The 11,262-nt window shown below is 31.6% G+C and carries 12 protein-coding genes; 2 read left to right on the plus strand and 10 right to left on the minus strand.

Annotated elements, in window-relative coordinates; all coding sequences use genetic code 11:
* Positions 1-21: 21 nt before the first annotated feature.
* From E0K96_RS02425 to prfA, 5 genes are all read right to left on the minus strand, one after another.
* Positions 22-1,917 (minus strand): sensor histidine kinase, encoded by a 1,896-nt coding sequence (locus E0K96_RS02425; protein WP_168080917.1) that lies wholly within the window; start codon positions 1,915-1,917, stop codon positions 22-24.
* A gap of 3 nt (positions 1,918-1,920) precedes the next feature.
* A complete protein-coding gene (locus tag E0K96_RS02430; RefSeq protein ID WP_087243914.1) occupies positions 1,921-2,586 on the minus strand; it encodes a response regulator transcription factor in 666 nt (221 codons plus the stop codon).
* Positions 2,587-2,738: 152 nt separating this feature from the next.
* Complete coding sequence (locus tag E0K96_RS02435) at positions 2,739-3,239, minus strand: GNAT family N-acetyltransferase (protein WP_168080919.1); 501 nt, start codon at positions 3,237-3,239, stop codon at positions 2,739-2,741.
* A 4-nt stretch (positions 3,240-3,243) separates the two neighbouring features.
* A complete protein-coding gene (gene prmC, locus E0K96_RS02440; protein ID WP_087243916.1) occupies positions 3,244-4,098 on the minus strand; it encodes a peptide chain release factor N(5)-glutamine methyltransferase in 855 nt (284 codons plus the stop codon).
* On the minus strand, positions 4,095-5,171 hold the full coding sequence (prfA, locus tag E0K96_RS02445; RefSeq protein ID WP_168080921.1) for a peptide chain release factor 1: 1,077 nt from the start codon (positions 5,169-5,171) through the stop codon (positions 4,095-4,097). Before prfA ends, prmC begins: the two co-directional genes overlap by 4 nt.
* 135 nt (positions 5,172-5,306) lie before the next feature.
* Between prfA and E0K96_RS02450 the strand changes: the two genes are divergently transcribed.
* On the plus strand, positions 5,307-5,957 hold the full coding sequence (locus E0K96_RS02450) for an HAD family hydrolase (RefSeq protein ID WP_168080923.1): 651 nt from the start codon (positions 5,307-5,309) through the stop codon (positions 5,955-5,957).
* A 171-nt stretch (positions 5,958-6,128) separates the two neighbouring features.
* On the opposite strand, the gene E0K96_RS02455 is transcribed toward E0K96_RS02450, so the two are convergent.
* From E0K96_RS02455 to E0K96_RS02470, 4 genes are all read right to left on the minus strand, one after another.
* Positions 6,129-6,782 (minus strand): ABC-2 transporter permease, encoded by a 654-nt coding sequence (locus tag E0K96_RS02455; protein WP_168080925.1) that lies wholly within the window; start codon positions 6,780-6,782, stop codon positions 6,129-6,131.
* Complete coding sequence (locus tag E0K96_RS02460) at positions 6,779-7,624, minus strand: ABC transporter ATP-binding protein (protein WP_168080927.1); 846 nt, start codon at positions 7,622-7,624, stop codon at positions 6,779-6,781. The genes E0K96_RS02455 and E0K96_RS02460 overlap by 4 nt, the downstream gene beginning before the upstream one ends.
* 2 nt (positions 7,625-7,626) lie before the next feature.
* A complete protein-coding gene (locus tag E0K96_RS02465; protein ID WP_087358280.1) occupies positions 7,627-7,998 on the minus strand; it encodes a GntR family transcriptional regulator in 372 nt (123 codons plus the stop codon).
* Positions 7,999-8,093: 95 nt separating this feature from the next.
* Positions 8,094-8,513: a GNAT family N-acetyltransferase gene (locus E0K96_RS02470; protein ID WP_168080929.1), complete on the minus strand. Its 420-nt coding sequence runs from the start codon at positions 8,511-8,513 to the stop codon at positions 8,094-8,096.
* Positions 8,514-8,597: 84 nt separating this feature from the next.
* Here E0K96_RS02470 and E0K96_RS02475 point away from each other — a divergent pair, with 84 nt between their 5' ends.
* Positions 8,598-9,761: a CapA family protein gene (locus tag E0K96_RS02475; RefSeq protein WP_168080931.1), complete on the plus strand. Its 1,164-nt coding sequence runs from the start codon at positions 8,598-8,600 to the stop codon at positions 9,759-9,761.
* 9 nt (positions 9,762-9,770) lie between these two features.
* Here the strand turns inward: E0K96_RS02475 and E0K96_RS02480 are convergent, their stop codons facing one another.
* Entirely contained in the window at positions 9,771-11,210 is a 1,440-nt protein-coding gene (locus tag E0K96_RS02480) for a glycoside hydrolase family 1 protein (protein WP_129736240.1), read from the minus strand.
* Positions 11,211-11,262 lie beyond the last annotated feature (52 nt).

Genomic DNA, 11,262 nt, shown 5'->3' on the forward strand with positions numbered 1-11,262 from the left:
GAAAAGTTCCCATAAAGGGAACTAATATTTAAAATAGAAGAGAACACCCTGAGGTGTATTTTCAACACCATATTCAAAATGATGCAATTCCAATATAGCTTTACAGATAGCTAACCCCAAACCAGTTCCACCTTCATTTCTGGCTTTATCAACTTTATGAAAAGAGAGCCAGATTTTTTGTATGTCTTCTTCTGGGATATGAGCCCCTGTATTTTCTACTGAGAAACAATGTTCATCCAAATGAATAATGACTTCTTCGCCTGCTTCTGTATAACGCAAAGCATTACTTATATAATTTGTAATAACCATTCCTATCTTAAAAGGATCGGCTTGTATAATACTAGAATCTAAATCAGTTTTCAAATGAACTTTCTGTGCTTCAAACAGACAAGCCATTGATTCTAAAGCTTCGTCAACGATATCTAATAAATCTACTTCTTCAAGATCTAATGTCATATTTTGAGATTCTAGTTTTGATAAGTCTAACATAGCTAAAACAAGTTCATTAATGCGTCTTGTTTCATTTTGAATGATTTGTATGTATTCATTACGTTTCTTTTCATCCTGTTCCAGTTCAACCATTTCACTAAAACCATTGATAATACCTAGTGGTGTTTTAATTTCATGCGTAAAATTAGAAACGAACTCTTTTCTGACAACCTCTAGTTGTTGAACACGCTCAATTTCCTGATGCAAATCATTGATTGTTTTTTCTAATTCTTTACTCATCTTATCAACACTTCGAGCCAAATCACCAAGTTCATCATGTCGTGAGGTATCAATAGGATATTCAAACTGCTTACGAGAAATGCGCCAGGCAGCTAACTCCAATTGTTTGATTGGACGGACAATCATATAAGCTACTATAAAGCACATAATAATAATCAAAACAATAGCTAAAATATATGTTGATGAATTATCATACATAAATTGTTGTAAACTTTTCATACGTAGATTTTCATATTCCTGCGTTATAAAAATATAACCTACTGTTGCTGCATCTACAGTGACTTCTTCTTGCGTTTGATTAGGTGTGATCCAATCTTCTAATCGCATCATAATGGTAGAATAATATTTACCATTATATTCATAAGGATTAATCAAATAGTATTGTGTATAATCATAAATTGATGAATTAAATTCTTTTCCTGAATCCTTAAATTGTTCAAATTTTTTTTGAATTTGCTGTTTTAATCCATTAAAAGCATCATGATAATCAGTTAACATTGCTTTTTGTGTTAAATTAGAAGAATATGATAAACCATCTGCTGAATATGGAAACAACAGCTCCATTTTGGCACTCATATAAGAACTGGCAACACCTTCTATATGTGTTATTTCACCTTCAACCTGATGCTCAATAACTGTCTGATTGTTGACTTTTATTTCTTTAAAATCCAAATCTCTCATTTCACCATTAAATTCATTATATCGTCCTATATGAACATCAATAGATATATCTAATTGTGAATTTTGATGTTGTATAATGACCTTCTCCAATTTTTCCAAATCTTTTTGACTCAATGAAGAAAAATCAATACCAACAGAATAATTCGTATCATCTTTTTCAACTATCAAAGATAGTGATGGTCCTTCAACCCCATCTCTAGACATATCTAAAATCTTTCCATCAGCATCAACCAGACATTTGACTTTCGTTAAATCCCCAGAAAGCGCATGATGATATAATCTTAAAAATTGTTGGGAAGATAAATCAACTGGATTCACTGCAATTCTTTCAACATAATTTTTGGCAAACTTATCTAAGTTACGAATCGTTATTTCAGCATCAGTTTCTAATGTGTTTTTAATATAGCGCTCAATCCCTAAACGAATTTCATTACCTAATACTGCTAAAAAAGCTAATAAAATAATACAGGCTATTTTGATAACTAAACTAAAGTTTAATTTCCTCATAGATTACCCCTTAGAATCAAACATATAGCCAATTTTGACTACCGTTTGAATATAGACTGAAGCTGCTTTTAATTTTTTTCTTAATTTTTTCACATAAGTATCAACAATACGCTGATCACCATAATAATCATAACCCCAGATACGATCTAAAAGCTGATCTCTAGATAAAATTTTACGTTTATTATCAATAAAATACATCAACATCTGATATTCTTTATGTGATAAAGATACTTTTTCACCATCAATATAAACTTCATGCGTATCATCATTAATACGGATGATTCCTTCTTCTATAATCATCCCCTGCTCATCTTTTTTAAAGCGTTTTAATAAAGCATTACATTTTGCATATAATAATGAAGGTGTAAATGGCTTAGATATAAAATCATCAGCACCAAGATCATAACCTTTTAATTTATTATCATCATCACTTAAAGCACTAATAAATAAAATAGGAATATCATTCTTTTGACGAATCTGTTTACAAACTTCATACCCATCAATACCAGGCATCATAATATCTAATAAAACAAGATCAAAGCTATCATCTAATAATGATAAACCTTCATATCCATCACTGGCTTCAATAACTTCTTCTCCCTGTTTTTGAAAATACTCTACAATGAACTGACGTATTAGTTTTTCATCTTCAACCAATAAGACTTTCATATAAACACCTCCTATTTTTCTTTATTATAATATAAATTTATGGAAAAAATATGAAAAATAAAAAAAATGAGGATATTTAGTCCTCATTCAATCATTTGAAGCAATATATGTTACTCATTTAACTAGGCATCCATATCGCTGTTGACATAGAGCTATAAATATTTGACATACCCTTCATCATGATAGAAGAAAGATTCTTCAAACTTTTGAAAATCGAGTTTTTTTAACAAATGTTTTGAACGCTGATTATCCTTATAAACATAACAAATCACTCTTTGAAAATGATACTGTTCTTTCATAAACATACAAAAGGCTTCCACAATTTCACTTCCATAACCTTGAGACCAATAAACACTATCTATTGTATATCCCAAAACAAAAACCTTTTCATTAGCCACATCTACAAATAAATCACCAATCATACGATCATTTTCTTTTAAAATAATAGCTAAATGATAATTTGTTTTTGGTAGATTCAAATCTGTTAACTTTAAACATTGCTGAATACGTTTGGAAGCATCTTTTACTGAATACTTTTTCCATGATTGATAATAAGCGACTTCCTTTTTTTGACGATACTCACTCATACGCATAGCATCTGTGACTTCTAAACGTCTTAAGTATAATCTTGATGTTTCTAAAATCTTTTCCATAATGTTAACTCAAATGATAATAAATAAACAACATGCGATCTTTTCCATTGATATCCTTGATAATTTCATAAGGAATACCTGGAAAATACTGTTCTACTGCCTGTGACATGAGTTCTCTTTGATCAAATCCCATTTCAAAAGCAAGTAAAGCACGGTCTTTTAAAACATGACGAACATCTTTAAAAATCTTTCGATAAAAATACAAACCATCATTTCCACCAAATAAAGCCACATGGGGTTCATTATCTTTCACAACACTTTCAATTTCCTGATCTTGTGGAATATAAGGTGGATTGGATACAAATATATCAAACTTCTGTTGACGGTCTATCAATGGTTCTAACATATCCCCTTGATAAAAAGTCACTTGAGCATCTAATTCACTGGCATTCGCTTTAGCGACCTCTAATGCTTCTTCACTGATATCTGTTGCGACAACATTTAATTTTGGTTCTTCTAATGCCAAAGTAATCGCAATCGCTCCTGAACCCGTTCCTACATCACATAAATCAATAGATGAATAATCATCAAAATAATCATCAATTTTATAAAGAATATTTTCTACCAGTTCTTCTGTTTCATAACGTGGTATCAACACATTTTCATTGACTATAAAATCTCTAGAGAAAAAGTTTTCTTTTCCATTAATATATTGAATAGGTTCCCCATTCATATATCTTTGCATACCATCCTGAAACTGTTTTAATAATTCTTCATCAACTTCTTCATCCATCATCAAATACAATTGATGAGGCTCTTTATGCGCCAAATGATAAAACAGAACTTTCGCAACATTACAGTCTTTATCTTTTTCATCAAGCATGGCTTCACTTTGACGAATCAGTTCTCTTAAAATCATTGTTCTTCTCCTAGAAGTTTCAATCTTTGATCTTCATTCATCAAAGCTTCAATAATATCATCCAGTTTCCCTTCCATAATACGGTCTAACTGTTGAATCGTTAATCCAATACGGTGATCAGTGACACGATTTTGTGGATAGTTATATGTTCTGATCTTTTCGCTACGATCTCCAGTTCCAATCTTACTACGACGTTCACTGCCAATTGCTTCTTCCTGTTCACGTAATTTCATTTCATATAATTTTGTACGCATGGCACGCATTGCTTTATCTCTGTTGTCATGCTGACTACGTCCATCCTGAGAAGTTGTCACAACACCAGTAGGAATATGCGTAATACGAACTGCTGAATCTGTTTTATTGATATGCTGTCCTCCTGCACCTGATGCACGATATGTGTCAATTCTTAAATCAGATGGATTTAATTCAAAATCAACTTCTTCTGCTTCAGGCATCACAAGCACTGTTGCGGTAGAAGTATGCACACGTCCTTGTGTTTCTGTTTTAGGTACACGTTGTACACGGTGTGACCCAGATTCAAATTTCAATTTAGAATAAACACCTTCCCCTTTAATCATAAAGGAAATTAATGAATATCCACCAGCTTCACTATCCTGAGCTTCTAAGATTTCAATCTTCCATCCCTGCGATTCTGCATATTTGACATACATTCTATATAAATCACCTGCAAAGATATTTCCTTCATCTCCACCAGCAGCTCCACGAATTTCTACAATAACATTTTTATTATCATTTGGATCTTTAGGAATTAATTCTAAATGTAATTTTTCTTCAATTTGAGGTTTCTTTTCTTCCAATTCACTTAATTCCAATTCAGCCATTTCTTTGATTTCAGGATCATTTTCCTTCATTAACTCTTTTGCTTCTTCAATACCATCAAGAATTCTTTTATATTCCTGATATAATTGATAAGCATTTTCCAAAGTTGCCTGTTCTTTAGATGCTTCTGTCATCTTTTGAACATCATTTGCGATACTTGGATCCATTAATATTTCATTTAATTCTTCATATCTTCTTGCGATTGTTTCCAATCTTTCCATCATATTATTCATACGCTAACCTCCAAACCGTTACCATTATAATATAAACATTCAAAATAAGCAAAATAATCTTGTCATAATCTTTGTTTTTTCATTGACACAGATAGATCATTTTTTTATACTCAATATAAAGTGGAGGAATAAAAAATGTTAAAAGCGGTTATTTTTGATATGGATGGATTAATGATTGATACAGAAAATGTCACTTATCAATGTTATAAAGATGTTTTAAAAACGATGAACTTAGAAATGACAAAAGCGTTTTATACAACTTTATTAGGGCGTACTATGGAAGCCACAAGACGTGCTATGTTTGATCAATATGATGAAGATTTTCCTATTGAAGAAGTTGCGAAAAAGGTGCATCAATTAATGGATGAACAATTTGCAAGAGAAGGTGTTCCATTAAAAGATGGTCTTGTGAAATTGTTGACTTATTTAAAGGAACATCATTATAAAACAATGATTGCTACTTCAAGTCGTCGTGAAAGAGTCAATGCTTTATTAACTGATAATGGCATTCTCAATTATTTTGATGATGTGATCTGTGGTGATGAGGTCGAACATGGAAAACCTGCTCCCGATGTTTTCTTGAACGCTTGTCAAAAGTTAAATGTTCAGCCAAGTGAAGCACTTGTCTTAGAAGATAGTGAAGCAGGTATACAAGCAGCCCATAACGCTCATATATCTGTGATTTGTATTCCAGATATGAAATACCCTGATGAAAATTATGCTAACAAAACAACTTGTATTCTTGATTCACTTCATCAAGTTATTGATTATATTGACAATTTATAAACATAAAAGATTATCAGCCTCAAAAACTGATAATCTTTTTTCATTGATCATTTTTTCTATTCTTTCGATTCTTTCTTTGACGATAAGCTCGAATAGCCTTATTTCTCGTCGGTATCCCAACCCCTAAAAGCAACACAACCATGAGTATTGTAAAATCCATTGATGATTCTCCTAGAATTCTTTTTTATTCATAATAGATAGACTGACTTTTAAAGAAACCAACATAACCAAAAATCCAATCATCAAAAGAATCATCATAAACATTACTGGACCTAAAGCATCAATAGCTAAAATCAATGGAAGAACATCAATATGAAAGATTTCCACTATTTTCATCACCACAAATCCAATCACAACAAGGACACCTACACAAGCAATGAGAGCATATCTTCCTTTTTCTCCACCAAAACGCAGATGAACAGGTATCATCAATGATTCTATGACAAGAAACATCGGTAAAATCACGAAAGCTCCAATCAACATATCTGAAGTCACAGGCTTCCCCTGAACAATAAGCATCAAACCACATATTATCACTGATACTATCCAGGCTCCTGTTCCTAAAATCAATCCATAAACATACTTTTCTAAAACATAAGTTTTTCTAGAAAAAGGAAGTGTTAATAAGAATGGATAACCATTATCAAATTCATCATAAGAAATCGTACTGACGGTAAATAATGATAAAATCAATGTTATAAAACCAATCATAAAAGTTGGATCTTGCGAACTGATTGATATCAAACATGCCACAACAATAATAATGATAAAGAAATTCTTTTGCATTAACATCAATTTAAAATCTTTAATCAATAAACCTTTCATGATTTTTCACCTCTAATCATCATTGTCATCACATCATCAATATGACTATTTTCTAATACAATATTAGGATAATTTTCTCTATAATATTGTTTTTGATGAGTCAAACAGCTATAACCATAACTTTCCTTTTTGTATTTTAAGATATATGCCTTATCCAACTGTTCAAATTGTTGATCATCTACCTTTAATAAAGCATACTCACTTAATAAGACATCCGTATCTTCATGCATAATTACTTGACCATCATGAATCATATAGACATCATCACAGATTGTTTCTAAATCACTGGAAATATGAGAACTGATTAAAATAGCTCTTTGATCATCTTCTTCCATATAATCTCTCATCATATCAAGCAATTCATCTCTCGCAATCACATCTAGCCCCGCTGTTGGTTCATCCAAAATCAACAGTTGAGCCTGATGACTCATCGCAACGATAATTTTCAATTTTGCTTTCATCCCTGTAGAAAATTCTTTGATTTTCTTATTTTTAGGCAATTCAAACTGATTCACCATACGTAAGAAGAATGATTTATCAAATCGTTTATATAAATTCTCTAATATAGGAATAATATCTGATATTGTTAAATATCCACTAAAACCTGAATCCGATAAAACAACACCTAATAACTGTTTATCCTCTTCATTCAAAGTAGATTGACCAAATATTTCAATTGATCCTCCATCACATTGAATTAACCCTAAGATAGCTTTAAATGTTGTACTCTTTCCAGCTCCATTTTGTCCTATCAAGCCAGTGACATAACCTGGTTTGACTTCTAAAGAACAGTCTAATGAAAATGAAGCATAATTCTTTTTTAAATGTTTTACCTTTAACATAATTAACCCTCCAGAATCATCTCAAATAAACTCTTTAATTCTTCATCACTGATTCCACATCTTCTACCTTTTTGAATGGCCATTTCCAAATCGGCTTCGATTTCCTTTTTTTGTTCTTCTAATAACAATTCACGATTATTCGCACTCACATATGTTCCTTTTCCATGAACTGTCACTACAAACCCTTCTTCTTCCAAGTTATCGTACGCTTTCTTGACAGTCAGTGCACTTATTTTCAACTCTTTTGAGAGAGTACGAACAGATGGTAACTGATCATTTTCTTTAAGTTTTCCTTTTCTTATCATTGTTTTAATTTGATCAACAACTTGTTCATATATAGGTGTCATTAAAGAATGATTAATAATAATTTTCATTTTCTCCCTCCTGTTCATAAACAGTATATAACAGTATGAAACTGTTGTCAACTGTTATATACTGTTATATACAAAAAAAGAACTCTCTTATAGTTCTATAAATTCTTTGTATAGTTATAATGCAACATCTCATAATCATTTTGTTCATAAAAGTGATGAGCTTGTTTTCTATAAGTCGATGTTGATAATTCAATCTGTTCTAAACGCAATTCATTGGCCTTAGCTTCGATAGCCTGTAATAACTGTCCGCCAATTCTCTGACCTTGACTTTCTGGTAAAACAACCAGTTCAACAATTTCTCCTGTATCTTGATTATGATGTAAATAACGATGAATCTGAAAGCTTAAAAACCCTAATATTTTGTCTTGTCGATAAACCAGATATATCACATCATTACTATTGATTCCCTGGTGATAAGTTTGTTTAAAATGATCATAATCCAATTTTTGATTTTCTAATATACACATTAAGTCATAAATCTCATCACAATCTTCTAATCTTGCTTTTTCAATCATATAAACCCTCTTTTCTCTATATTTTATTATATTATAGGTATTGAACAGCTTTCGACAATATTATACAATCATTATGGTGATTTCATGAAAAAAATAAAATTATTTGTTTGTTTGGTCCTTTTGCTTGTTGGATGTCAACCGCAACCACAAATACAACCTCAAAAAGAAGAAACAAAAAACACAGTAAGCTGTCATTTTATTGGTGATTTATTATATGAAAAGCCTTATTATGACTGGATCGAAGATGATAGCCAAGATAAAGGCTATTATGATTTGGTAAGACCTTATCTACAAAATGATGATTTATCTATTGCTAATCTGGAAACACCTATTGGTGGTAAAGAACTGAACATTTCTGGGACAGGCTATTCTTTTAATGCTTCTCGTGAAATTGGTAAACAGGTAGCATCGCTTGATTTAGAAGTCGTTTCAACTGCTAATAACCACGCTAATGATCGAGGAAATCAAGGCATTGATAATACCCTTGATTTCTTAAAAGAAAAAGATATTTTAGCTGTGGGCACTTACTATAATCAAGATGATAGAGATCAAGGAAAATATATGACTATTCATGGAATAAAGTTTGGTTTTGTATCTTATACATATGCAACAAATCAAATTGTCAGTGATGAAAATCAAGCCAAAGTTGCTTTATTTAATCGTCCTAGTGACCGAAAAATGACACAGGCATATAAAGATTTATTAACGAAAGAAGTGACTCAAACTAGAGAAAACTGTGATGTCTTGATTGCAATGATGCATTGGGGAAATGAATTTACATATGATATTTCAACTCAACAAGAAGAAGTATCTCAATTGCTTAGTGATTTAGGTGTTGATATTATTATTGGTAATCATTCTCATTGTTCACAGCCTATGGAATGGATCAATAATAATCGCACTTTATGTATGTATTCTCTAGGAAATTTTGTAAGTGCAGACCCTATTGTCGATCGTACTCACCAGGAATTTAAAAATGCATATAATGTTTCAATGATGGTTTCACTTGACATTGTAGAAGAAAATAATCAAATTTCTATTCAAAACATTGACTATATCCCTGTTATCAATTACTATGATGAACGTTTACAAAACTTTAAACTTATTCCTTATGATCAATATACATCTCAATATGAAACAACACATTATCATTATCAAAATGGTTTGACAAAAAAATGGATTGAAGAAACTTATCAACAACTCATTCCTCAATCCTTATCAGATCACGTATTGCAAAAGACTGCCTAAGCAGTCTTTTTAATCTAAATCTTCACCATTTGTTTCAATAACTTTTTTATACCAATAGAAAGATTCTTTCTTACGACGAGAGAAATCTCCTGTTCCATCATCATATCTTTCAACAAAGATAAATCCATATCGTTTAGCCATTTCACCAGTAGAAGCAGAAACCAAATCAATGCATCCCCAAGGTGTATATCCTCTTAAGTCTACACCATCTAAAATAGCTTCATGCATTTGTTGGATATGACTTCTTAAATAGTCTACACGATAATCATCACGAACTTTTCCATCTTCATCAATCTTATCATATGCACCTAATCCATTTTCTACAACAAAGATTGGTTTTTGATAACGATCCCAGATTTCATTTAATGAATAACGAAGTCCAATTGGATCAATTTGCCATCCCCAGTCACTTGCTTTTAAGTATGGGTTTGGAACCCCACCTAAAATATTACCTTTACCAGTTCCTTTTGATTCGTCAGCAGTTTGGCAATTTGACATATAATATGAACATGTATAAAAATCAACAGGTCCTGCCGCTAAAATATCATCATCACCAGGTTCCATATGTACAGTAATGTTGTTGTCTTTGAAATATCTCTTGATATAGTTAGGATATTTTCCACGACATTGAACATCACTACAGAACCAGTTCATTAAATGCCCTTTTTGTTGGTTCACGATTTCATCTTCAGGATGACAAGTTAAAGCATAACTTGTTGCCATAATTTGCATACATCCAACTTGATTATTTGGATCAATTTCATGTGCCATTTTCACAGCTAAGGCACTTGCTAAAAATTGGTGATGTAATCCTTGGAAACGATTGTTTGGATTATCAACCTGATCCATAAAGTCCATAGCTTTGATTTCATTTAAAATTCCTTGTGATAAGAATCCACCCATTGGTGTTGTTGCACTATTGATTTCATTGAATGTCAACCAATATTTCACTTTACCTTTATAACGTGTAAAAATAGCTTTACAGAATCTTAAATAACAATCAATCATTCTACGGTCTACCCATGAATTCCATTTCTTTGTCAGATTGAATGGAACTTCATAGTGAGAAATAGTAACCATAGGTTCAATTCCATATTTTAAGCATTCATCAATTAAGCTTTCATAAAATTTTAATCCTTCTTCATTTGGTTGTTCTTCATCACCATTTGGAAAGATTCTTGTCCATGCAATTGAAAAACGATACATTTTAAATCCCATTTCAGCAAATAATGCAATATCTTCTTTATATCTATGATAATGATCAATTGCATCATGACTAGGATAAAAAGTTCCTTCTTCTAAAACTGGTGTAATTCTTTTACTTGTTGTTGCTGTACCACCTGTACAGATATCTGGACAAGAAATACCTTTTCCACCTTCTTGCCATCCACCTTCTAATTGATTAGCAGCAGTTGCTCCACCCCAATAAAACCCACTTGGGAAACTCATATCTTTCATTCCTCCTTTTTTACTTATTATAATCAAAAAATCAGATGATTTC

The organism is Massilimicrobiota sp. SW1139 (assembly GCF_012027715.1).
Lineage (GTDB): Bacteria > Bacillota_I > Bacilli_A > Erysipelotrichales > Coprobacillaceae > Allocoprobacillus > Allocoprobacillus merdigallinarum.

Excerpts from the sequence above, each read along its gene's own strand:
- E0K96_RS02425 (WP_168080917.1), bottom strand. The coding sequence starts at position 1,917 with ATGAGGAAATTAAACTTTAGTTTAGTTATCAAAATAGCCTGTATTATT.
- E0K96_RS02430 (WP_087243914.1), bottom strand. The coding sequence starts at position 2,586 with ATGAAAGTCTTATTGGTTGAAGATGAAAAACTAATACGTCAGTTCATT.
- E0K96_RS02435 (WP_168080919.1), bottom strand. The coding sequence starts at position 3,239 with ATGGAAAAGATTTTAGAAACATCAAGATTATACTTAAGACGTTTAGAA.
- prmC (WP_087243916.1), bottom strand. The coding sequence starts at position 4,098 with ATGATTTTAAGAGAACTGATTCGTCAAAGTGAAGCCATGCTTGATGAA.
- prfA (WP_168080921.1), bottom strand. The coding sequence starts at position 5,171 with ATGAATAATATGATGGAAAGATTGGAAACAATCGCAAGAAGATATGAA.
- E0K96_RS02450 (WP_168080923.1), top strand. The coding sequence starts at position 5,307 with ATGTTAAAAGCGGTTATTTTTGATATGGATGGATTAATGATTGATACA.
- E0K96_RS02455 (WP_168080925.1), bottom strand. The coding sequence starts at position 6,782 with ATGAAAGGTTTATTGATTAAAGATTTTAAATTGATGTTAATGCAAAAG.
- E0K96_RS02460 (WP_168080927.1), bottom strand. The coding sequence starts at position 7,624 with ATGTTAAAGGTAAAACATTTAAAAAAGAATTATGCTTCATTTTCATTA.
- E0K96_RS02465 (WP_087358280.1), bottom strand. The coding sequence starts at position 7,998 with ATGAAAATTATTATTAATCATTCTTTAATGACACCTATATATGAACAA.
- E0K96_RS02470 (WP_168080929.1), bottom strand. The coding sequence starts at position 8,513 with ATGATTGAAAAAGCAAGATTAGAAGATTGTGATGAGATTTATGACTTA.
- E0K96_RS02475 (WP_168080931.1), top strand. The coding sequence starts at position 8,598 with ATGAAAAAAATAAAATTATTTGTTTGTTTGGTCCTTTTGCTTGTTGGA.
- E0K96_RS02480 (WP_129736240.1), bottom strand. The coding sequence starts at position 11,210 with ATGAGTTTCCCAAGTGGGTTTTATTGGGGTGGAGCAACTGCTGCTAAT.